The 21,787-nt window shown below is 62.4% G+C and carries 19 protein-coding genes; 2 read left to right on the plus strand and 17 right to left on the minus strand.

From position 1 onward, the window contains the following. Nucleotide 1: 1 nt before the first annotated feature. Together NRG74_RS10170 and htpG are read right to left on the minus strand one after the other, a co-directional pair. A complete protein-coding gene (locus NRG74_RS10170; RefSeq protein ID WP_068385307.1) occupies nucleotides 2-739 on the minus strand; it encodes a dienelactone hydrolase family protein in 738 nt (245 codons plus the stop codon). A gap of 55 nt (nucleotides 740-794) precedes the next feature. Continuing rightward, nucleotides 795-2,699, minus strand: coding sequence for a molecular chaperone HtpG (htpG, locus tag NRG74_RS10175; RefSeq protein WP_257706435.1), 1,905 nt, complete (start codon nucleotides 2,697-2,699; stop codon nucleotides 795-797). Between the two features lie 200 nt (nucleotides 2,700-2,899). On the opposite strand from htpG, the gene NRG74_RS10180 reads away from it, so the two are divergent. After that, nucleotides 2,900-3,181, plus strand: coding sequence for a hypothetical protein (locus NRG74_RS10180; protein ID WP_007159246.1), 282 nt, complete (start codon nucleotides 2,900-2,902; stop codon nucleotides 3,179-3,181). Between the two features lie 54 nt (nucleotides 3,182-3,235). Here the strand turns inward: NRG74_RS10180 and brnQ are convergent, their stop codons facing one another. The 10 genes from brnQ to sdhC form a co-directional block, all read right to left on the minus strand. Next, complete coding sequence (gene brnQ, locus NRG74_RS10185) at nucleotides 3,236-4,579, minus strand: branched-chain amino acid transport system II carrier protein (protein WP_257706436.1); 1,344 nt, start codon at nucleotides 4,577-4,579, stop codon at nucleotides 3,236-3,238. A gap of 205 nt (nucleotides 4,580-4,784) precedes the next feature. Beyond that, nucleotides 4,785-5,672 carry a succinate--CoA ligase subunit alpha gene (gene sucD / locus NRG74_RS10190; protein ID WP_017638886.1) on the minus strand — a complete coding sequence of 296 codons (888 nt, stop codon included), beginning with the start codon at nucleotides 5,670-5,672 and terminating at the stop codon, nucleotides 4,785-4,787. Further along, nucleotides 5,672-6,838, minus strand: a complete 1,167-nt coding sequence (gene sucC / locus NRG74_RS10195; RefSeq protein WP_064306646.1) for an ADP-forming succinate--CoA ligase subunit beta — start codon at nucleotides 6,836-6,838, stop codon at nucleotides 5,672-5,674. Before sucC ends, sucD begins: the two co-directional genes overlap by 1 nt. A gap of 207 nt (nucleotides 6,839-7,045) precedes the next feature. Next, nucleotides 7,046-8,482, minus strand: coding sequence for a dihydrolipoyl dehydrogenase (gene lpdA / locus NRG74_RS10200; RefSeq protein WP_017638888.1), 1,437 nt, complete (start codon nucleotides 8,480-8,482; stop codon nucleotides 7,046-7,048). An 80-nt stretch (nucleotides 8,483-8,562) separates the two neighbouring features. Beyond that, on the minus strand, nucleotides 8,563-9,783 hold the full coding sequence (odhB, locus tag NRG74_RS10205; protein WP_173146718.1) for a 2-oxoglutarate dehydrogenase complex dihydrolipoyllysine-residue succinyltransferase: 1,221 nt from the start codon (nucleotides 9,781-9,783) through the stop codon (nucleotides 8,563-8,565). A gap of 42 nt (nucleotides 9,784-9,825) precedes the next feature. Continuing rightward, the gene (locus NRG74_RS10210; protein WP_064306648.1) at nucleotides 9,826-12,657 is read right to left on the minus strand and encodes a 2-oxoglutarate dehydrogenase E1 component; all 2,832 of its coding nucleotides are present in this window, start codon (nucleotides 12,655-12,657) and stop codon (nucleotides 9,826-9,828) included. A 185-nt stretch (nucleotides 12,658-12,842) separates the two neighbouring features. Further along, nucleotides 12,843-13,547: a succinate dehydrogenase iron-sulfur subunit gene (locus NRG74_RS10215; protein WP_017638890.1), complete on the minus strand. Its 705-nt coding sequence runs from the start codon at nucleotides 13,545-13,547 to the stop codon at nucleotides 12,843-12,845. 11 nt (nucleotides 13,548-13,558) lie between these two features. Then, a complete protein-coding gene (gene sdhA / locus NRG74_RS10220; RefSeq protein ID WP_026083584.1) occupies nucleotides 13,559-15,331 on the minus strand; it encodes a succinate dehydrogenase flavoprotein subunit in 1,773 nt (590 codons plus the stop codon). Between the two features lie 3 nt (nucleotides 15,332-15,334). Next, the gene (sdhD, locus tag NRG74_RS10225) at nucleotides 15,335-15,703 is read right to left on the minus strand and encodes a succinate dehydrogenase, hydrophobic membrane anchor protein (protein WP_017638892.1); all 369 of its coding nucleotides are present in this window, start codon (nucleotides 15,701-15,703) and stop codon (nucleotides 15,335-15,337) included. Next, entirely contained in the window at nucleotides 15,697-16,083 is a 387-nt protein-coding gene (gene sdhC / locus NRG74_RS10230) for a succinate dehydrogenase, cytochrome b556 subunit (protein ID WP_026083585.1), read from the minus strand. Before sdhC ends, sdhD begins: the two co-directional genes overlap by 7 nt. Nucleotides 16,084-16,430: 347 nt before the next feature. Between sdhC and gltA the strand changes: the two genes are divergently transcribed. Beyond that, entirely contained in the window at nucleotides 16,431-17,711 is a 1,281-nt protein-coding gene (gene gltA, locus NRG74_RS10235) for a citrate synthase (RefSeq protein ID WP_257706438.1), read from the plus strand. Between the two features lie 135 nt (nucleotides 17,712-17,846). Here the strand turns inward: gltA and NRG74_RS10240 are convergent, their stop codons facing one another. The 5 genes from NRG74_RS10240 to NRG74_RS10260 all read right to left on the minus strand — a co-directional run bounded on the left by NRG74_RS10240 (nucleotide 17,847) and on the right by NRG74_RS10260 (nucleotide 21,781). Further along, on the minus strand, nucleotides 17,847-18,902 hold the full coding sequence (locus NRG74_RS10240; RefSeq protein WP_017638894.1) for an OmpA family protein: 1,056 nt from the start codon (nucleotides 18,900-18,902) through the stop codon (nucleotides 17,847-17,849). A 100-nt stretch (nucleotides 18,903-19,002) separates the two neighbouring features. Further along, entirely contained in the window at nucleotides 19,003-19,587 is a 585-nt protein-coding gene (sigX, locus tag NRG74_RS10245) for an RNA polymerase sigma factor SigX (RefSeq protein WP_007159259.1), read from the minus strand. 55 nt (nucleotides 19,588-19,642) lie between these two features. Further along, nucleotides 19,643-20,467: a mechanosensitive ion channel family protein gene (locus NRG74_RS10250; protein ID WP_017638896.1), complete on the minus strand. Its 825-nt coding sequence runs from the start codon at nucleotides 20,465-20,467 to the stop codon at nucleotides 19,643-19,645. Continuing rightward, on the minus strand, nucleotides 20,468-20,731 hold the full coding sequence (locus tag NRG74_RS10255; RefSeq protein ID WP_017638897.1) for a hypothetical protein: 264 nt from the start codon (nucleotides 20,729-20,731) through the stop codon (nucleotides 20,468-20,470). 48 nt (nucleotides 20,732-20,779) lie between these two features. Next, nucleotides 20,780-21,781, minus strand: a complete 1,002-nt coding sequence (locus tag NRG74_RS10260) for a zinc transporter ZntB (protein ID WP_257706439.1) — start codon at nucleotides 21,779-21,781, stop codon at nucleotides 20,780-20,782. Between the last annotated feature and the right edge of the window lie 6 nt (nucleotides 21,782-21,787).

Consider the following 21,787-nt stretch of genomic DNA (forward strand, 5'->3'; position numbering starts at 1 on the left):
CTCAGCCCTGGGCGAAGACTTCGTCGAACAGGTTGTGCATCGCCAGGAAGGCGCGCTTGGCCACAACCGGGTGGTACTGCTGCTTGCCCGGATTGTTGGCTTCGGGATCGGTGAAGGAATGCACCGCGCCGCCATAGCTCAGCAACTGCCAATCCACCTGGGCGGCATCCATTTCCTGGCGGAAGCCAGCGAGCTGCTCGTCCGGCACCATTGGATCGGCGGCACCGTGCAGCACCAGCACCGGACCGGTGATACGCGCCGCATCGGCCGGGTTGGGCGTATCCAGATTGGCGTGGAAGGTCACCACGGCGCTCAGCGGGGCCCCGTCGCGCGCCAGTTCCAGAGCCGCGCAGCCGCCAAAACAGAAGCCGATAGCAGCGATCTGGTGGACGTCGACCGCCGCCGTCTCGGCCTGGGCGACCAGGGCCGCATAGGCTGCCTGCATGCGCTGGCGCAGCAGGGCGCGATCGCCGCGGATCGGCGTCATGGCCGCCAGGGCCTCGTCGGCGTTCTGCGGACGCACATTGCGACCGTAGAAATCCACTACCAGGTAAGCCAGGCCGTCGGCCTCGGCCAGCGCCTTGGCCTGCTCGACGGCGCCATGGGACACCCCCATCCAGTTGGGTGCAAACAATACGCCCGGACGGGTCGGATTACCGCTGGTGGCGTACACCAGCTGGCTCTCGAACGGCTCACCATCAATTTCGTAGGCAACGGGTTTTACAGTGACATCGACCATGGGGTCCTCCAAAGGGTGGATAGAAAGAAGCCCGCCGAGGCGGGCTTCTCTATCTTTAAGCGGACAATTCCACCAGCAGTTTGTTTAACCGGCGGACATAGGCGGCGGGATCCTTGAGGCTATCGCCCGCGGCCAGTGCAGCCTGATCGAACAGGATGTGCGACAGGTCGGCGAAGCGGTCCTCATCGGGTTCGCCATCGAGTTTCTCGATCAGCGGGTGCTGCGGATTGATCTCGAAGATCGGCTTGGAGTCCGGCGCCTTCTGGCCGCTGGCTTCCAGGATCCGGCGCATCTGCAGACCCAGGTCCTGCTCACCGATGGCCAGGATCGCCGGTGAATCGGTCAGACGATGGGAAACGCGGACTTCGCTGACCTGGGCGTCCAGGGCCTGCTTGAGACGCTCGACCAGGCCTTCCTTGGTTTTGGCGACCTCTTCCTGGGCCTGCTTGTCTTCTTCGCTGTCCAGCTTGCCGAGGTCGAGATCGCCACGAGCGACGTCGACGAAGTACTTGCCGTCGAATTCGGTGAGGTAGCTCATCAGCCACTCGTCGATGCGATCGGTCAGCAGCAGCACCTCGACACCCTTCTTGCGGAAGACTTCCAGGTGCGGGCTGTTCTTGATCTGGGCGTGGCTCTCGCCAGTCAGGTAGTAGATCTTGTCCTGACCTTCCTTCATGCGGCCGATGTAGTCGGCCAGGGACACATTCTGAGCGTCATCGCCGTTGTGGGTCGAGGCGAAGCGCAGCAGACCGGCGATCTTCTCGCGGTTGGCGAAGTCTTCCGCCGGACCTTCCTTGAGCACCTGACCGAAGTGGCCCCAGAACGACTGGTACTTTTCCGGTTCGCTCTTGGCCAGCTTCTCCAGCATGTCCAGCACACGCTTGGTCAGCGCCGACTTCATGGAGTCGATCACCGGATCCTTCTGCAGGATCTCGCGGGAGACGTTCAGCGACAGGTCGTTGGAATCCACCACACCCTTGATGAATCTCAGGTACAGCGGCAGGAACTGGTCGGCCTGGTCCATGATGAAGACGCGCTGCACATAGAGCTTGAGGCCCTTGGGCGCTTCGCGCTGATACAGATCGAAGGGCGCACGGGCCGGCACGTATAGCAGCGAGGTGTATTCGAGCTTGCCCTCGACCTTGTTGTGGCTCCAGGTCAGGGGGTTCTCGAAGTCATGACCGACGTGCTTGTAGAACTCCTGGTAGTCCTCGTCCTTGAGTTCGGTACGCGGACGGGTCCAGAGCGCGCTGGCGCGGTTGACGGTTTCCCACTCGGCGGCGGTCGGCTGCTCGTCTTCGCCACCCTGCTGCTCCTTGGGCAGCTCGATGGGCAGGCCGATGTGGTCGGAGTATTTCTTGACCACGTTGCGCAGGCGCCAGCCATCGGCGAATTCGGTTTCCTCGGGCTTGAGGTGCAGCACGATGCGGGTACCGCGCTCGGGCTTGTCGAAGTTCGCGACCTCGAACTCCCCTTCCCCCTTGGACGACCAGTGCACGCCCTCGGCGGCGGGCTGGCCGGCGCGACGGGTGTAGACATCCACCTGGTCGGCGACGATGAAGGCCGAATAGAAGCCCACGCCGAATTGACCGATGAGGTTGGAATCCTTCTTCTGGTCGCCGCTGAGGTTCTTCAGGAAGTCGGCGGTGCCGGACTTGGCGATGGTGCCAAGGTGGGCGATCACCTCTTCGCGGCTCATGCCGATGCCGTTGTCTTCGAGGGTGACCGTGCCGGCCTCCTTGTCGAAGCTCAGGCGAATCTTCAGCGTATCCCCGCCTTCGAGCAGTTCGGGCTTGGACAAGGCCTCGAATCTGAGCTTGTCGGCCGCGTCGGAGGCGTTGGAAATCAATTCGCGCAGGAAGATTTCCTTGTTGGAATACAGCGAGTGAATCATCAGGTGAAGCAGCTGCTTCACTTCGGTCTGGAAGCCTAGGGTTTCCTTTTGAGTCTCCACACTCATGCTACGAACTCCGCTATCGATAGGTACGCACCAGATGCCTGGCGATGTCGCCGAGATGGGGGCGCCCGGAGACATTTCAACCTTGGCGCGCTCGGTTCGCGATGCAGGTAGGAATTTGCACGATGCCTGAGCTAGACGCGGAACTTAACTTTTAACGGTGCGCTCGAACGGCTGTCGTGTAGTTCATAAGGAGAAAACACATGAAAAAGCCCTTCGCCATCGCCCTGCTCTTCACTGCCGCCTTCGGCCTCGCCGCCTGTGACAAGCCTTCCGAAAACAAGGCTCAGGATGCTGCCAAGACCGAACAGAAAGCTCAGGAAAACCTGAACAAAGCCGCCGAGCAGAGCAACAAGGCTGCCGAGCAGCGTAACGAAGCCGCCAACGAGGCCGCCAAGGAGCAATCCAAAGGCGAAGCCACCTCGGTCAGCCCGGCTACCGGCACCGCCAACGGCAACGCGCCGGCTACCCAGCCCAAGCCGTAAGCTGATCGGATAAGAAAAAAGCCCGCTGCTGCGGGCTTTTTTGTGGGCGCTGATTCAGGAGCGCGAAGGATCCGGCTCGGCCTCGTCCGCTTGGGCATGCCCGCCACGCCTCAGGCTTTCCAGCACCAGCGCGACCAGGCCCACCACCACGGCCGGCAACAGCCAGCCCAGACCCGAGTCGGCCAGCGGCAACCACTGCACGGCCTCGCTCAAATAGGGCACGCTCAGGTGCGCAGCCTGCAGGCCGTCGAGGATGCCGAAGGCCAGGGCGACCAGCAGCACCGGACCGAGAATGCGCCCGGGCGCCGCCCAGCGGGCGGTGAAGAAGCTCAGCACCACCAGCGCGATGCAGGGCGGATAGATGGCGGTCAGGATGGGCACCGAAATCTGGATCAGCTGGGTCAGCCCCAGGTTGGACACCAGCAGCGAGAAGGCCGCCAGCAGAACCACCAGGCTGCGATAGCTGAATGGCAGGAATTCACTGAAGAATTCCGCGCACGCGCAGGTCAGCCCCACCGCCGTGACCAGACAGGCCAGGGTAATCAGCACCGCGAGAAAGTCGCTGCCGACACTGCCGAAGGTGTGCTGCACATAGGCATGCAGGACCTCGGCGCCATTGCTGGCGTGGGGCACCAGTGACCCGCTGCCGGCGCCGAGCTGGAACAGGCTCAGGTAGACCAGCACCAGCCCTGCCCCGGCGATCAGGCCGGCGATGATGGTATAGCGCGTCAGCAATTGCGGCGCCGTCACGCCCCGGGCGCGAATGGCGTTGACGATGACGATACCGAACACCAGGGCGCCCAGGGTATCCATGGTCAGGTAGCCGTTGACGAAGCCCTGGGACAGCGCCCGCGAAGCATAGTCCGGCGCTGCCGTGGCAGGACCGCCGGCTGGCCAGAACAGCGCCGCACCACCCAGCACTGCCAGCGCCAGGATCTTCAGCGGACCAAGAAAGCGTCCCACGGTGTCGAGCAGGCGTCCCGGATAGAGCGAGACCACCAGCACCACTAGGAAGTAGGCCAGGCTGTAGAGAAACAGCGGTATGGGTCCGTTGCCCAGCAGCGGCGCGACGCCGACCTCGAAGGACACCGTGGCGGTGCGCGGCGTAGCGAACAGCGGCCCCACCGACAGGTAGCAGACGATGGCCAGGGTGCGGGCGGCCGTCTGGCCGAGCGGCTTGCTCAGGGCATCCATGCCACCGCCGACCCGTGCCAGGGCGATCAGCGTCAGCACCGGCAGGCCGACGGCGGTCAGCAGGAAGCCCAGGGCGGCGCTCCAGACGTGCTCGCCCGCCTGCAGACCGACGATCGGGGGAAAGATGATGTTGCCCGCGCCGACGAACAACGCGAACGTCATGAATCCAAGGGCCAGGACATCCCGGCTTTGCAAAGCTTTCATGGAAGGCAGTACCAGCAATGAGGAAAACGAGGCAGCCCGCCCTCATGGGAGCAGGTCTTGGCGGGGCCACGGCGTGGCCGTTGGAGCGGAAGGTTGCCATCCTAACGAATTACCGGCGAAAAGGCAGCCGGCAGCTGATGAGGCGTCATGAGCGCGCCCATGAAAAAGGCCGCCCGAAGGCGGCCTTTTCTACAGTCAGTCAGACTCAGGCCTGCTTTACTTCCCAACCGGTCAGCTCGGCCAGGGCCTTGCCGATGTCGGCCAGGGACCGCACGGTCTTCACACCGGCGTCCTGCAGGGCGGCGAACTTCTCGTCCGCCGTGCCCTTGCCACCGGAGATGATGGCGCCAGCGTGGCCCATGCGCTTGCCGGGCGGAGCGGTGACGCCGGCGATGTAGGACACCACCGGCTTGGTCACGTTGGCCTTGATGTAGGCCGCGGCTTCTTCTTCAGCGCTGCCGCCGATCTCGCCGATCATCACGATGGCTTCGGTCTGCGGATCTTCCTGGAACAGCTTCAGGATATCGATGAAGTTCGAACCCGGGATGGGATCGCCGCCGATGCCCACGCAGGTGGACTGGCCGAAGCCGGCGTCGGTGGTCTGCTTCACGGCTTCATAGGTCAGGGTGCCGGAACGCGACACGATACCGACCTTGCCCGGCAGGTGAATGTGACCGGGCATGATGCCGATCTTGCACTCGCCGGGGGTGATGACGCCGGGGCAGTTCGGGCCGATCAGGCGCACGCCCAGTTCGTCGCACTTCACCTTGGCATCCAGCATGTCCAGGGTGGGGATACCCTCGGTGATGCAGACGATCAGCTTGATGCCGCCGAAGGCCGCTTCCAGGATGGAGTCCTTGCAGAAGGGAGCCGGCACGTAGATCACCGAAGCATCGGCGCCAGTGGCTTCCACCGCCTCGCGCACGGTGTTGAACACCGGCAGACCGAGGTGGGTGGAACCGCCCTTGCCGGGGGTCACGCCGCCAACCATCTGGGTGCCGTAGGCGATGGCCTGTTCGGAGTGGAAGGTACCCTGGCTACCGGTGAAGCCCTGGCAGATGACCTTGGTGTCTTTGTTGATCAGGACGCTCATTACTTACCCTCCGCGGCCTTGACGACCTGCTGGGCAGCGTCGGTCAGGCTGGTTGCCGCGATGATGTTCAGGCCGCTTTCGGCCAGGACCTTGGCACCGAGTTCGGCGTTGTTGCCTTCCAGGCGAACCACGACCGGCACCTTCACGCCAACTTCTTTAACGGCACCGATGATGCCTTCGGCGATCATGTCGCAGCGCACGATGCCGCCGAAGATGTTGACCAGAACGGCCTTCACGTTGCTGTCGGACAGGATGATCTTGAAGGCTTCGGTCACGCGCTCTTTGGTCGCGCCGCCGCCCACGTCCAGGAAGTTAGCCGGCTTGCCGCCGTGCAGGTTGACGATGTCCATGGTACCCATCGCCAGACCGGCACCGTTGACCATGCAGCCGATGCTGCCTTCCAGGGCCACGTAGTTCAGTTCCCACTTCTGCGCATGGGCTTCACGGGCGTCGTCCTGCGACGGGTCGTGGAAGGCACGCAGCTTGGGCTGACGGTAGATGGCGTTGCTGTCGATGTTGATCTTGGCATCCAGGCAGTGCAGGTTGCCGTCCTTCTTGATCACCAGCGGGTTCACTTCCAGCAGCGCCAGGTCGTAGTCCTGGAACAGCTTGGCCAGACCAACGAAGATCTGGGTGAACTGCTTGATCTGGTCACCTTTCAGGCCCAGCTGGAACGCCAGGTCGCGACCCTGGTAGGGCTGAGCGCCCACCAGCGGATCGATGGTGGCCTTGAGAATCTTTTCCGGAGTGTCGTGAGCGACCTTCTCAATGTCCACGCCACCTTCGGTGGACGCCATGAACACGATACGGCGGCTGGAACGATCGACCACGGCGCCCAGATAGAGCTCCTGATCGATGTCGGTGCAGGATTCGACCAGAATCTTGGTGACCGGCTGACCATTGGCGTCGGTCTGGTAGGTCACCAGACGCTGGCCCAGCCACTTGGCGGCGAATTCCTTGGCTTCTTCCTTGCTCTTGACCAGCTTCACACCACCAGCCTTACCACGGCCACCGGCGTGTACCTGGGCCTTGACGACCCACTCGTCGCCGCCGATACGGCCGCAAGCCTCGTAGGCCTCTTGGGGGGTGTCGACAGCGTAGCCTTTGGAAACGGGCAGGCCGTATTCAGCGAACAGCTGCTTACCCTGATACTCGTGGAGATTCATGCTTGTCTACCGTCTTCGTTGGGTATTGCGCATTCGACGCTGTGCGTTCTCCGAGCCGTCCTCCGGACGGTCGCGGGCACCGCGCCACCTGTGACTCCTGCCCTAGTAGGGTGTCTCACACCCCACTCACAAGAGTCCGAGGCGCCTTCCTGCGGTGGAGCCCTGAGGCTCCACGGCGGTCGGCGACCCCGTGGTTCCGTAAATCTCTTACCGCTTCTTGCGATTCACTGCGTGGATCGCATGACCGTTCACCGCCAGGGCCGCTTCGTGCAGCGCCTCGGACAACGTCGGGTGCGAGAACACCATCATGCCCAGGTCTTCGGCGCTGGTGCCGAATTCCATGGCGATGGCGCCTTGCTGTACCAGCTCCGCCGCGCTCGGGCCGACCACATGGACGCCCAGGACGCGATCGGTCTTGGCATCGGCCACGACCTTGACGAAACCGGCGGTGTCATTGGCCGCCAGGGCACGACCGCTGACCGCGAAGGGGAAGGTGCCAACATTGACTTCGACGCCTTCGGCCTTCAGGGCCTGCTCGGTCTTGCCGACCCACGCGATTTCCGGGTGGGTGTAGATCACCGAGGGGACCAGATCATAGTTCATCTGGGCCTTGTGACCAGCGATGCGCTCGGCGACCATCACGCCCTCTTCCGAGGCCTTGTGGGCCAGCATCAGACCGCGCACGCAGTCGCCGATGGCGAACACGCCCGGCACGCTGGTGGCGCAGTGGTCGTCGACGTAGATGTAGCCACGCTCGTCGCTTTCCACGCCGCTGTCGGACGCCAGCAGGTCGGTGGTCACCGGACGACGGCCCACGGCAACGATCAGGCGATCGAAGGTGATCTGCTTTTCTTCACCGGCTTCGGTGTAGTTGACGGTGACTTCTTCGCCATTGACCTGCGAGCCGGTCACACGAGCACCCATGCGGATGTTCAGACCCTGCTTGGAGAGGATCTTGTAGGCTTCCTTGGACACCTGCTCATCGGCGGCGACCAGGAACTTGTCCAGGGCCTCCAGCACGGTGACTTCGGCACCCAGGCGGGCCCAGACCGAACCCAGCTCCAGGCCGATGACGCCGGCACCGATCACGCCCAGACGCTTGGGCACGCTCTGGAATTCCAGGGCGCCGGTGGAATCGACGATGACCTTCTGGTCCACCGGAGCCGGCGGGATGTCGATGGGACGCGAGCCGGACGCCAGGATGACGTTTTCGGCCTCGACGACCTGGACGTTGCCGTCCAGACCGGTGACTTCGACCTTTTTGCCCGACAGCAGCTTGCCGTTGCCTTCCAGCAGGGTCACGCCGTTGGCCTTGAACAGGGTGGCCACGCCGCCGGTGAGGTTCTTCACGATCTGGTCCTTGCGGCCGATCATGGTGGGCACGTCGATGGTGACGTTCGGCGCGTCGATGCCGTGAACCTTAAAACCCTCGTGGGCCTCGTGGTACTTGTAGGAGCTGTCCAGCAGCGCCTTGGAGGGAATGCAGCCCACGTTCAGGCAGGTGCCGCCCAGGGCGACCTTGCCTTCCTTGCCCTTGTAGCGCTCGACACAGGCCGTCTTCAGGCCAAGCTGCGCGGCGCGGATGGCGGCCACGTAGCCACCAGGGCCGGCGCCGATCACCACTACGTCGAATTTGTCGCTCATACACTAATCCCCTTGGAGCAGCTTCAGGCAGGAAAACTTGAAGCGGTGCGTGGCCCCTGCCCCGCACCGCGAGAGCCGGATCAGATGTCCAGCAGCAGACGAGCCGGGTCTTCCAGCAGGTCCTTCATGGTGACCAGGAAGGTCACGGCTTCCTTGCCATCGATCAGGCGATGGTCGTAGGACAGCGCAAGATACATCATCGGCAGGATCACCACCTGGCCGTTCACCGCCATCGGGCGTTCCTGGATCTTGTGCATGCCCAGGATCGCGGTCTGCGGCGGGTTGACGATGGGAGTGGACAGCAGCGAACCGAAGACACCACCGTTGGAGATGGTGAAGGTACCACCCTGCATGTCTTCCATGGTCAGCTTGCCGGCCTTGGCCTTCTTGCCGAAGTCGGCGATGGTGCCTTCCACTTCCGCCAAGCTCATGAACTCGGCGTTGCGCAGCACCGGCACCACCAGGCCACGGTCGCTGGACACGGCCACGCCGATGTCCTGGTAGCCGTGGTAGACGATGTCGTTGCCGTCGATGGAGGCGTTGACGCCCGGCTGGCGCTTGAGCGCCTCGGTGGCCGCCTTGACGAAGAAGGACATGAAGCCCAGGCGTACGCCATTGTGCTTCTTCTCGAACATGTCCTTGTACTTGGAGCGCAGGTCCATGATCGGCTTCATGTTGACCTCGTTGAAGGTCGTCAGCATGGCCATGCTGGACTGGGCTTCAACCAGGCGCTCGGCGACCTTGGCGCGCAGGCGGGTCATGGGCACGCGCTTCTCGGTGCGGTCGCCAGCGGCGGTCACCACCGGAGCGGCGGCGGCAGCGGGCTTGGCAGCCGGAGTGGCAGCGCCGGACTTCTTGGCCTCGACAGCGGCGACGGCGTCTTCCTTGGTGATGCGACCACCCTTGCCGGTGCCGACCAGGGTAGCCGGGTCGATGCCGTTCTCTTCGGCGATCTTGCGCGCGGCGGGCGCCAGGATCGGATCCTCTTCACCACCGACGGCCGGTGCGGCGGCCGGAGCACTGGCGGCAGCCGGCTGGGCAGCCGGAGCGGCGGCGGCAGTGGCGCCCTCCTCCACGCGAGCGATGACTTCTTCGCTCAGCACGGTATCGCCTTCGTTCTTCAGGATTTCGGCCAGGACGCCATCGGCCGGTGCCACGACTTCCAGCACGACCTTGTCGGTTTCGATGTCGACCAGCAGTTCGTCACGCTTGACCGCTTCGCCGGGCTTCTTGTGCCAGGTGGCGACGGTGCCGTCAGCGACCGATTCCGGGAAGGTAGGGGCTTTGATCTCGATAGCCATTCTATGAATTTCCTTAGTGATCTCTAGTAGTCGCGTGGCGAATCAAACGGAGAAAGCATCGTGCAGCAGTTTTTCCTGCTGCTCGGCGTGCATGGAGGCATAGCCGCAGGCCGGCGCGGCGGACGCATCGCGACCGGCGTATTCCAGACCCAGGCCCTGCTTGTAACCGGACACGGCGCGGCGCATGTGATGCTGGCTGCAGTACCAGGCGCCCTGGTTCATCGGCTCTTCCTGGCACCAGACCACGCGCTCGAGGTTCGGATAGCCGGCCAGTACGTCGGCCAGATCGTCTTCCGGGAACGGGTAGAGCTGCTCCAGACGCACGATGGCGATGTCCTGGCGATTCTCGCTGCGGCGCTTTTCCAGCAGGTCGTAGTAGACCTTGCCGCTGCACAGCACCAGGCGCTTCACCTGCTGGGCATCGATCTGATCCAGTTCGTTGATCACGGTCTGGAAGGAGCCATGGGCCAGGTCTTCCAGGGTCGAGATGGCCAGCTTGTGGCGCAGCAGCGACTTGGGCGTGAGTACCACCAGCGGCTTGCGCAGCGGGCGGATCACCTGGCGACGCAACAGATGGTAGATCTGCGCCGGCGTGGTGGGTACACAGACCTGGATGTTCTGCTCGGCGCACAGTTGCAGATAACGCTCCAGGCGTGCCGAGGAGTGCTCCGGGCCCTGGCCTTCGTAGCCATGGGGCAGCAGCATGGTCAGGCCGCAGAGACGACCCCACTTGATCTCGCCGCTGGTGATGAACTGGTCGATGACGACCTGGGCACCGTTGGCGAAGTCACCGAACTGGGCTTCCCAGACCACCAGCGCATTGGGCGTGGTGGTGGCGTAGCCGTATTCGAAGCCCAGTACCGCTTCCTCGGACAGGAAGGAGTCGTAGATCTCGAACGACGGCTGATTCTCGGCCAGGTGCTGCAGGGGCACGTAGGGTACAGCGTCCTTCTGGTTGTGCAGCACCGCGTGACGGTGCGAGAAGGTGCCACGGCCGACATCCTGACCGGTGATGCGGATCGGATGGCCTTCGTGCAACAGGGTGGCGTAGGCCATGGTCTCGGCGAAGCCCCAGTTCAAAGGCAGACCGCCAGCGGTCATCTTCTGGCGATCTTCGAGGATCTTGCCGACCTGACGCTGGACCACGACGCCTTCCGGAACCTGCAGCAGCTTGTTGGCCAAATCCTGCAGGGTCTTGAGGTCGAAGCCGGTGTCGTGCCGGGCGGTCCAGGCATGGCCGAGGTAGGGTTTCCAGTCGACGAACAGGTCGCGATTGGGCTCCTTGACCAAGCTGGCCACGACGTGACGGCCCTCGTCAAGGGCACCGCGATAGGCTTCGAACTGTGCCTGGACCTGCTCGGCAGTGACCACGCCGGCCTGGGTCAGGGCATCCGCATAGAGATCGCGGGTGGTGCGCTGCTTGGCGATCTGCTGATACATCAACGGCTGGGTGCCGCTCGGCTCGTCGGCCTCGTTGTGGCCGCGACGGCGGTAGCACACCAGGTCGATGACGATGTCACGCTTGAACTGCATGCGGTAGTCGACCGCCAGCTGGGTGACGAACAGCACCGCCTCGGGATCGTCGCCGTTCACATGGAAGATCGGCGCCTGGATCATCTTGGCGACATCGGTGGCGTACTCGGTGGAGCGCGCGTCTTCCTGGCGGTTGGTGGTGAAGCCCACCTGGTTGTTGATCACGAGGTGCAGGGTGCCGCCGGTCTTGTAGGCCCGGGTCTGCGACATCTGGAAGGTTTCCATGACCACGCCCTGGCCGGCGAAGGCGGCGTCGCCGTGGATGGCCACGGGCACGACCTTGTCGCCGGAGCGATCGCCGCGGCGATCCTGGCGCGCGCGTACCGAACCTTCCACCACCGGAGAGACGATCTCCAGGTGCGAGGGATTGAACGCCAGCGCCAGGTGGACTTCGCCGCCCTGGGTCATGACGTTGGAGGAGAAGCCCTGGTGATACTTGACGTCACCGGAGCCCAGCTCGACCAGCTTCTTGCCTTCGAACTCGTCGAACAGGTCGCGCGGGTTCTTGCCCAGGGTGTTGACCAGCACGTTCAGGCGGCCACGGTGGGCCATGCCGATCACCAGTTCCTTGACCCCATAGGAGCCGGAACGCTGGATGATCTCGTCGATCAGCGGAATCAGGCTCTCGCCACCTTCCAGGCCGAATCTCTTGGTGCCCGGGTACTTGGTGCCCAGGTACTTTTCCAGACCCTCGGCGGCGGTCAGACGCTCCAGCAGATGGGTACGGACTTCCGGCGAATACTGCGGACGGCCACGGACGCTTTCCAGGCGCTGCAGGAACCAGCGGCGCTCCTCAGAATCGACGATGTGCATGAACTCCGCACCAACCGTGCGGCAATATGTCTCTTGCAGCGCATCCCTGATTTCGCGGAGAGTTGCTTCCTCTTTGCCGATGAACAATTCACCGGTACGGAAGGTGGTATCCAGATCGGCGTCGGTCAACCCATAGTGGTTGAGCAGCAGATCGGCAGGCGGCTGACGCTGCCACAGACCCAAGGGGTCGAGTTGGGCAGCCTGATGACCCTGCAGACGGTACGCCTGGATCAGACGCAGGACTTCGACCTGCTTCTTCTCGTGTTCGGAACTGACGGTACCGGCCGAGACCGGCTGAGCTCGCCGCTGATTCTTGCCCAGCAGCACGAAATGGTCGCGGATCGCGGAATGCGCGACGTCCGGCGAATTGCCAGTGACCGCGGGAAGCTTCTGGAAGTAGGTGCGCCATTCTTCCGGCACAGCGTTGGCATCGTGCAGAAACAGCTCATAGAGCTCTTCCACATAGGCAGCATTACTGCCGGACAGGTGAGCGCTGTCCCACAGTTGCTGCATCTGACTTTCGTGCATCTAGTTCACCCCTTCGGCAGAGATAGCATCAGCCGATGACCAGCCTCGACGCGAGACCTGGCCTCACTACGACTGCGCCAATGCCCGGATGCGGTTCCGGGTATCCCTGAATGGACATTGGTTGAATCAAGCTATCAAGGTCGCTAACGAACCCGCCCGGCACAACTGGCCGGGCGGGACGTGGATCAGGTACCGCTCTGCAGCAGCATCGCCCGCACATGGCCAATGGCCTTGGTCGGGTTCAGCCCCTTGGGACATACCGCCACGCAGTTCATGATCGAACGGCAGCGGAACACGCTGAACGGATCGTCCATGGCGGCCAGACGCTCCTGGGTCTTGGTGTCGCGACTGTCGGCCAGGAAACGATAGGCCTGCAGCAGCGCAGCGGGGCCGAGGAACTTGTCGGGATTCCACCAGAAGGACGGGCAGGACGTCGAGCAGCAGGCGCACAGAATGCACTCGTACAGACCATCGATCTTCTCGCGGTCTTCCGGGCTCTGCAGGCGCTCGATGGCCGGTGCTGGGGTCTCGTTCTGCAGGAACGGCTTCACCTTCTCGTACTGCTTGTAGAAGATGCTCATGTCGACGACCAGGTCACGAATGACCGGCAGGCCAGGCAGCGGACGCACGACCAGCTTGCCGTTCTTGACCACCGCCGACAACGGCGTGATGCATGCCAGGCCGTTCTTGCCGTTGATGTTCATACCGTCGGAGCCGCACACGCCTTCGCGGCAGGAACGACGGTAGGAGAAGCCTTCATCCTGCTCTTTGATCAGAGCCAGGACGTCCAGCACCATGAGGTCCTTCCCACCGGTATCGACCTGGAACTCCTGCATGGACGGCAGGCCGTCCTGATCCGGGTTGTAACGATAAACGCTGACTTTCAACATGGTGGTCACCTTTAATAAGTCCGAACCTTGGGTTCGAACATCGGTACGGTCTTGGGCGCGAAGTTGACGTCACGCTTACTGACCCGCTTTTCACCGGGGAAATAGAGGGTGTGGCACAGCCAGTTCTCGTCGTCGCGCTCTTCGAAGTCTTCACGGGCGTGAGCACCACGGGACTCTTTGCGGTTCTCGGCGGCGATGGCGGTCGCTTCGGCCACTTCGAGCAGGTTCTGCAACTCGAGCGCTTCGATACGGGCGGTGTTGAAGCCCTGACTCTTGTCGTTGATCTTGACCTTGGCGATGCGCTCGCGCAGGTCGGCCAGCTCGGCGATGCCCTTCTGCATGTACTCGCCGGTGCGGAACACCCCGAAGTAGTTCTGCATGCAGGTCTGCAGTTGCTTGCGCAGGGTGGCGACGTCGTCACCGGTGGTGCGCTCGTTGACGCCGGACAGGCGCTGCAGCGAGGCTTCCAGATCGCTTTCCGAGGCACCGCGGTGCTCGATACCTTCCTTGAGCGCCTTCTCCAGGTGCAGACCAGCGGCACGCCCGAAGACCACCAGGTCCAGCAGCGAGTTGCCACCCAGACGGTTGGCCCCGTGCACGGACACGCAGGCCACCTCGCCTACGGCAAACAGGCCTTCGATGATCTTGTCGTTGCCGTTGGCGTCCTGGGTGATGGCCTGGCCATGAATGTTGGTGGCGATGCCGCCCATCATATAGTGGCAGGTGGGGATCACGGGCACCGGTGCGACGACCGGATCGACATGGGCGAAGGTCTTGGACAGTTCGCAGATACCGGGCAGACGGCTGTGCAGCACGTCTTCACCCAGGTGATCCAGCTTCAGCAGCACGTGATCGCCATCCGGACCGCAACCGTTGCCGGCCAGCACTTCCTTGACCATGGAACGGGCGACCACGTCGCGACCGGCCAGGTCCTTGGCGTTGGGCGCATAGCGCTCCATGAAGCGCTCGCCATGCTTGTTGATCAAGTAGCCACCCTCACCGCGGCAACCCTCGGTGACCAGTACCCCGGCGCCGGCGATGCCGGTGGGGTGGAACTGCCACATCTCGATGTCCTGCACCGGCACGCCGGCGCGCAGCGCCATGCCGACGCCGTCACCGGTGTTGATCAGGGCGTTGGTGGTGGAGGCATAGATACGACCCGCACCGCCGGTGGCCAGCACGGTGGCCTTGGCCTTGACGTAGACGGTCTCGCCGGTTTCGATGGCGATGGCGATGACGCCGACCACGACACCATCCTGGTTCTTGACCAGATCCACGGCGTACCACTCGTTGAGGAACACCGTGTTGTTCTTCAGGTTGCCCTGATAGAGGGTGTGCAGCAGAGCGTGACCGGTACGGTCGGCCGCGGCGCAGGTACGTGCGGCCTGGCCACCCTTGCCGTAGTCCTTGGACTGACCGCCGAAGGGACGCTGATAGATGCGGCCCTGCTCGGTACGGGAAAACGGCAGCCCCATGTGCTCGAGTTCGAAGACCGCTTCTGGGCCCACGGAACACATGTACTCGATGGCGTCCTGGTCACCGATGTAGTCCGACCCCTTGACGGTGTCGTACATGTGCCAGCGCCAGTCGTCGTTCGGGTCGGCCGAAGCGATGGCACAGGTAATGCCGCCCTGAGCGGACACGGTATGGGAGCGGGTCGGGAAAACCTTGGTGATCACCGCGGTCTTGTGGCCGGACTGGGCCAGTTGCAGGGCGGCGCGCATACCGGCGCCGCCGCCACCTACGATGATGGCATCAAACGAAATATGACGAATTGTGGACATAGATCAAACACCCCAGAAGATCTGCACGCCCCAGACGAAGAACGCGAACATCGCGAACCCGCATACCGCCTGGAAGAGAAAACGCACGGCGGTAGCACCCTTGCCGATTGCCATGGTGGTCAGGTAGTCGGTGGAGATGGTCCACATACCAACCCAGGCATGAACGCAGATGGACACCAGCGCCAACAGGCTGAAGATGCGCATCAGGGTGTGGGAGAACAGGCCGTGCCATTGCTCGAAGGTGAGCCCTGGATGAAGGATCAGGAAGCCGATGAGAAAGAGGAAGTAGACCGCAAGGACGACTGCCGAGACCCGTTGAGCCATCCAGTCGTAGAGACCGGAACGCGAAAGATTGGTGACGTTGGTTACCATACCCAAACCCCTGCCAGAATGATCAGAACTGCGGAAATGACCAGCACGAGCTGCGCACCCAGCTTGCCGCCCTGCAGGGTTTCGCCGGCGCCACCATCCATGATCAGGTGCCGAATGCCGGCGACCAGGTGGTAGAGCAATGCGGACAGCAGACCCCAGATCACGAGCTTGACCAGCGGATAGGCCAGAAAAGCTTTCACTTGGCCGAAGCCTTCCGGGCTACCCAGCGACAGATGCAGGCCATAGAGCATGACTGCGATGCCGAGGAAGAGGATGACGCCGGAGATACGGTGAAGAATCGAGGTATAAGCTGTGATAGGTAGTTTGATGGTCCTGAGATCTAGGTTTACAGGTCGTTTGCTATTCACGGCTTCTTTCACACTGAGGGCCCAATTACGGTCGGGCTAGTTATAGGAGATTCCACATCTGCTACACGCTTCCTGTTGAAAGCGTCTCGACCGCTCGGCATCAGCTCGCCGACCCGGCACGGTCGGGCGAGAATTATAGACAGTTAGCCTACTCATGACAAACGCGGATACCCGATCCCGACGTCGCCAGCTGATATTCAGAAGCCTGCGTGTTAATGTCTTTTCGCCGCACAATCTGCCCAGAAAGCGCCTCTAGGGTGATATTTTCGTAAATTGACTTTCAAATTTATCCCTCTATAGTGGGCGAGGCCCTGAGTGGAGGGTTTATTGATGATTTCAAAGCAAAATAAGGAGGCCTAATGGCTGACAAGAAAGCGCAGTTGATCATCTCGGGAGCGGATCCGGTTGACCTGCCCGTTATGTCCGGCACCCTCGGCCCGGACGTGATCGATGTTCGCAACCTCACCTCCACTGGTGTGTTCACCTTCGACCCGGGCTTCATGTCCACTGCCTCGTGTGAGTCCAAGATCACTTACATCGACGGTGACAAGGGCATCCTGCTGCATCGTGGCTACCCGATCGAGCAATTGGCGGAGAAATCCGACTACCTCGAGACCTGTTACCTGCTGCTCAAGGGTGAGTTGCCGAACGCGCAAGAAAAAGTGCAGTTCGTTGACACCATCAAGAACCACACTATGGTTCACGAGCAACTGAAGAACTTCTTCAACGGCTTCCGTCGCGATGCGCATCCCATGGCCATCATGTGCGGCGTGGTCGGTGCCTTGTCGGCCTTTTATCACGACTCCCTGGACATCACCGATCCGCAGCACCGCGAGATTTCGGCGATGCGCCTGATCGCCAAGATGCCGACCCTAGCCGCCATGGTGCACAAGTACTCCATGGGTCAGCCGATGATGTATCCCCGCAACAACCTGGGCTATGCGGAAAACTTCCTGCACATGATGTTCAACACCCCGTGCGAGGAAAAACCCATCAGCCCAGTGCTGGCCCGTGCCATGGATCGCATCTTCATCCTGCATGCCGACCATGAGCAGAATGCTTCCACCTCCACCGTTCGCCTGGCCGGCTCTTCGGGCGCCAACCCCTTCGCCTGCATCGCTGCCGGCATTGCCGCCCTCTGGGGTCCGGCGCATGGTGGTGCCAACGAAGCCGTGCTGAAGATGCTGGACGAGATCGGCGATGTCGCCAACATCGACAAGTTCGTGGCCAAGGCCAAGGACAAGAACGATCCGTTCAAGCTGATGGGCTTCGGCCACCGGGTCTACAAGAACTTCGATCCCCGCGCCACGGTGATGAAGCAGACCTGCGACGAAGTCCTGGCCGAGCTCGGCATCAACGATCCGCAGCTGGAGCTGGCCATGCGCCTGGAAGAACTGGCCCGCAAGGACCCCTACTTCGTCGAGCGCAACCTCTATCCGAACGTGGACTTCTACTCTGGCATCATCCTCAAGGCGATCGGTATTCCGACCAGCATGTTCACCGTGATCTTCGCCATGGCGCGGACCGTTGGCTGGATCTCGCATTGGCAGGAAATGCTGTCCGGCCCCTACAAGATCGGCCGGCCGCGCCAGCTGTACACCGGCGTTGTCCAACGTGATATCTCGGACGATCGCGGCTGATCGATCCGTAAAGAAGAACCCCGCTTCGGCGGGGTTTTTTATGCCTGCAGTGCCTGGATCTACGTCTGACGCCAAGAACGTCAGGCATGAAAAAGCCCGCACTAGGCGGGCTTTTTCACGTCTGGATCAGGCAGATTACTTGGCCTGAGCTTCGACTTCGGCTTCTACGCGACGGTTAACAGCGCGACCGGCTTCGGTAGCGTTGTCAGCAACCGGGCGGGACTCACCGTAACCAACAGCGTTCACACGGCCACCCTGCACGCCGTACTGGTTGACCAGCACGTTACGCACGGCGTTGGCACGACGCTCGGACAGCTTCTGGTTGTAGGCGTCAGTGCCGACGGAGTCGGTGTGGCCTTCAACGGTGGTCGAGGTCTGCGGGTACTGCTGCATGAAGTCAGCCAGGTTCTTGATGTCGGCGTAGCTGTTGGGCTTGACCACGGCCTTGTCGAAATCGAACTTCACGTCCAGCTCGACGCGAACGGTTTCAGCGGCAGCCGGGCAGCCGGTAGCGTCAACGGTGACGTTGGCCGGGGTGTTCGGGCACTTGTCGACGTTGTCGCAAACGCCATCGTTGTCGGAATCGGTGCAGACGTCAGCAACGGGAGCCGGAGCCGGAGCCGGAGCGACTTCTTTCTTGGTGGAACCACCGAAGTTCAGACCAACACCAACAGCAGCGCTCCACTCGGTGTCGCCGTAGTCGATGTTGTAGTTGGCTTGCACGCCGGTACGGGCATACAGGTTCTCGGTGAAGTAGTACTTCAGGCCGGCACCCAGGTTGGCGTAGGTGGAGTGATCACGACCACCTTCGTTGATGTCGCGGTTGCTGATGGACTGGTGAGCGAAACCACCGGACACGTACGGACGCAGGCCGACGCCGGGCTGACCGAAGTGGTAGTAGGCATCCAGAGCGGCCAGGCTGCCCTTGATGTTCTTGTGGCCCAGGTCGCGGTCGCCACGAGCGTTATGGTACTCACCGTAGGACAACGCCAGCTCAACGTCGTCGGTCAGGAAGTAGCCAACGGAACCGCCGTACAGGTCAGCGTTGGTCATGTTGCGCTGGCTGTCGGTGAACAGACGGCTGCCGAACAGCTCAGTCTCGACGGCGCCTTGACCTTGTGCCAGGGCGCTCAGCGAGGCGCTTGCCAGCAGGGAGCCGATCACGACGCCCAAGGTGCTCTTCAGTTTCATCCTTTGTATCCCCATTTTAGTGGTACTAATTCCGGCAATCTCCGGAGGCTTCGACAACAAGTTTTCGTGAAGTTCAAAAACTTACAGCTGACACATCCGGTCAGCCCTCAACTTCAGCTGCGAACTTGTCACGCAGTTTGTCGAGTGCCCGCTTGTATCGCATCTTGGTGGCGCTGAGCCCCATGTGCATGATGTCGGCTATCTCCTGGAACTCCAGCTCCGCGACGAAACGCAGCACCAGGATCTCCCGATCGACCTGCCCCACATGGACCAGCCAGCGATCCATCCCTCCCTTTTCTTCCAGCTTCGGCGCCCGTTCCTCGGAGGCTTCCTCCATCGGATCCAGACTTAATGCCTCCACCAGCCGCCGCTTGCGGCGTTCCTTGCGGTACTGAGTGATGCACTCGTTGTAGGTGATGCTGTACAGCCAGGTCTTGAATTTCGATTTCCCCTCGAAATTCTTCAAACCGTAAAGCACCTTCAGCATGATCTCCTGGCAGACATCGTCGGCATCCCGGTCGTTCCCCAGGTAACGGGCGCAGACGTTGAACAGGGTGCGCTGATAGCGGCGCATCAGTTCTTCGTAGGCTCGCGTCACGTGGAAGAGTTCACCATGCGCGCGCTGGACCAGCTCTTCATCGCTGAGCGTGGTCGGATCGTAGGCATGAGGGGCAGGCTTGTTCAAGACGGAATTGGCTACCAAAAAGTGGCGGGCATGATAGCCATCTCCGCGGCGCCTGTCAGCGGCTGCGGACCTGAGCCTCCAGCAATAGACGGTTCGGAACCGAAACGATGTCGCCCTCCTCGGTCATGATGAGGGTCTTGGCGGTACCGATCTCCTCGATCTCGCCTTCGACGTCCGCCAAGGTCACCCACTGGCCGACTTCGTAGAGTTCGCGCACGTAGATACCGGCCAGAATCTGCGACACCAGTCCCCGGCTACCCAGCCCCAGGGCCAGGGCTGCAGCCAGGGCGAAGGCGGTGAGCACGATGGCGATGACCAGGTTCAGCAGTTCGGTCTTGATCTCCAGCTGACCGACCGCGACCGAGATCGCAATGATGATGACCAGGCCCTGGGCCAGACGCCCCAGCCCTGCGGCGTAATCCAGGCCGACGCCCTCGGCGGCGCCGTGGACCAGGCCGCTGACCAGTTGCGCCAGCAGCACCCCGACGATGAGCACCAGGGCGGCGCCAAAGATCTTGGGCACATAGAGCGCCATGACGTCCAGGGTGGAGGAAACGCGCTGCAAACCCAGGGACTCGGCCGCCGACACCAGGAACACCAGCAGGACGAACCAGTAGACGATCCGGCCGATCAAAGTGGTGACCGGCATGCGCATGCCGATCTTGGCCAGTTGCTTGGTCACGCCGGCACCGGCGAGCACGCGGTCCAGGCCGAGCTTGGCGAGCACCTTCGACAGCACGGTGTCGAGAATCTTGGCAACCGCGAAGCCCGCCAGGATCACCACCAGGGCGCCGAAGACGTTGGGAATGAAGCCGGCCACCTTGCTCCACAGGGTGGTCATGGCGGACAGCAGACTCTGGGTCCAGATATCGAATTCCATCTACTTCAGGATCTCCGGGGAAGATTCGCTACGTGCGGTACGGCGCGAGCGCGGCTTCAGATGAGGGGCGCCGTTGCCCAGTGCCAGCAGCAGCGCCGATGCCCAGTGCCGCCCGATCAGATCGAACAGCGCACCCGCGCCCACCTGACGATTGGCGGTCTTGAGCACACGGTGCAATCGTGCCTGATCATCGCCCTCCTCGTCCTGGGCATTGGCCGGGGTATTGAGGAGCGCTTTGAGGGACGCTTCGAAGGGATCGTGCATAGGCACCTCGCTGGTCGTTTCCTCTTGACGCAGCGAGGTGGAGACGGGTCACAGCCAGCGCAGTCGGCGAAACAGCCAGACCTGGAAGACCGCCACCGCGCCGATCAGCAGGCAGGCAGCCACGAAACCGAAGGCGGATGACGAACCCGGCATGCCCCCCATGTTCATCCCGAGCAGACCGGTGATAAAGCTGATGGGCAGGAAGAAGCCAGTGATGATGGCCAGCAGATAGAGGGTGCGGTTGGTCTTTTCCGTGGTCGCCCGTTGCTCGGCGTCCTGCAGCAGCGCGACCCGCTCGCGCATGACCTCGAGCTCTTCCAGGTTGCGCACCAGACTGTTGTGCAATTCGCTCCAGTAACCCTGACTGGCCGCCTCGACGAACCAGGCCGGCTTGCCACGAGCCAGATCGCCATAGATGTCACGCTGCGGGGCCAGATAACGGCGCAGCCCGGTGGCGCGGCGCCTGAGGGTCAGCACCTGGGCATGGTCGGGCAGGCTGCCCTCGTCCTGGTCGACCTGCTCCTCGAGACTATCGAGTTGATCGGACAGGCCACGCACCAGGTCATCGACCCGACTGGTCATGTAGCTGGCGAGGTAGAGCACCAGCTCCTCGGCATTCTGGGCGCCGATGCCCGCCTCCAGGTCCTCTTGGACTTCGGCGGCAGCCTTCATGGGCCTCATGCGCAGCGAGATCACCCGGCGTTTATCGACGAATACCCGCAGCGACACCATGTCTTCGGGCACGGCGCCAGGATTGAGGTTCACCCCGCGCAGGAACAGCAGGAGGCTGTCGTCGGGCTGATTGACCAGGCGTGGGCGGGTCGCTTCTTCCAGCAGCAGATCGCAGGCGAATTCGCTCAGACCACTGGATTGCCGGAGCCAGGCCTGGGCCTCGGGCACACTGCGATCCCAGTGCAGCCACAGCACCTCGCCGGGACCCGGCTCGACCTCGGCCAGTTCACGGCGACTCAGGCGCCGTCCACCACCGCGGCCTTCGAGGAGATAGCCATAGACGAGGCCCTGTTCCACATCACTGTCGTACTGCTGCATCTGGTG

The sequence above is a fragment of the Pseudomonas oryzihabitans genome (assembly GCF_024652905.1).
In the GTDB taxonomy this organism is placed as follows: domain Bacteria; phylum Pseudomonadota; class Gammaproteobacteria; order Pseudomonadales; family Pseudomonadaceae; genus Chryseomonas; species Chryseomonas benzopyrenica.

Bases quoted from the DNA above. Each gene is read 5' to 3' on its own strand.
- NRG74_RS10170 (WP_068385307.1), bottom strand. From the start codon at position 739: ATGGTCGATGTCACTGTAAAACCCGTTGCCTACGAAATTGATGGTGAG.
- htpG (WP_257706435.1), bottom strand. From the start codon at position 2,699: ATGAGTGTGGAGACTCAAAAGGAAACCCTAGGCTTCCAGACCGAAGTG.
- NRG74_RS10180 (WP_007159246.1), top strand. From the start codon at position 2,900: ATGAAAAAGCCCTTCGCCATCGCCCTGCTCTTCACTGCCGCCTTCGGC.
- brnQ (WP_257706436.1), bottom strand. From the start codon at position 4,579: ATGAAAGCTTTGCAAAGCCGGGATGTCCTGGCCCTTGGATTCATGACG.
- sucD (WP_017638886.1), bottom strand. From the start codon at position 5,672: ATGAGCGTCCTGATCAACAAAGACACCAAGGTCATCTGCCAGGGCTTC.
- sucC (WP_064306646.1), bottom strand. From the start codon at position 6,838: ATGAATCTCCACGAGTATCAGGGTAAGCAGCTGTTCGCTGAATACGGC.
- lpdA (WP_017638888.1), bottom strand. From the start codon at position 8,482: ATGAGCGACAAATTCGACGTAGTGGTGATCGGCGCCGGCCCTGGTGGC.
- odhB (WP_173146718.1), bottom strand. From the start codon at position 9,783: ATGGCTATCGAGATCAAAGCCCCTACCTTCCCGGAATCGGTCGCTGAC.
- NRG74_RS10210 (WP_064306648.1), bottom strand. From the start codon at position 12,657: ATGCACGAAAGTCAGATGCAGCAACTGTGGGACAGCGCTCACCTGTCC.
- NRG74_RS10215 (WP_017638890.1), bottom strand. From the start codon at position 13,547: ATGTTGAAAGTCAGCGTTTATCGTTACAACCCGGATCAGGACGGCCTG.
- sdhA (WP_026083584.1), bottom strand. From the start codon at position 15,331: ATGTCCACAATTCGTCATATTTCGTTTGATGCCATCATCGTAGGTGGC.
- sdhD (WP_017638892.1), bottom strand. From the start codon at position 15,703: ATGGTAACCAACGTCACCAATCTTTCGCGTTCCGGTCTCTACGACTGG.
- gltA (WP_257706438.1), top strand. From the start codon at position 16,431: ATGGCTGACAAGAAAGCGCAGTTGATCATCTCGGGAGCGGATCCGGTT.
- NRG74_RS10240 (WP_017638894.1), bottom strand. From the start codon at position 18,902: ATGAAACTGAAGAGCACCTTGGGCGTCGTGATCGGCTCCCTGCTGGCA.
- NRG74_RS10250 (WP_017638896.1), bottom strand. From the start codon at position 20,467: ATGGAATTCGATATCTGGACCCAGAGTCTGCTGTCCGCCATGACCACC.
- NRG74_RS10255 (WP_017638897.1), bottom strand. From the start codon at position 20,731: ATGCACGATCCCTTCGAAGCGTCCCTCAAAGCGCTCCTCAATACCCCG.
- NRG74_RS10260 (WP_257706439.1), bottom strand. From the start codon at position 21,781: ATGCAGCAGTACGACAGTGATGTGGAACAGGGCCTCGTCTATGGCTAT.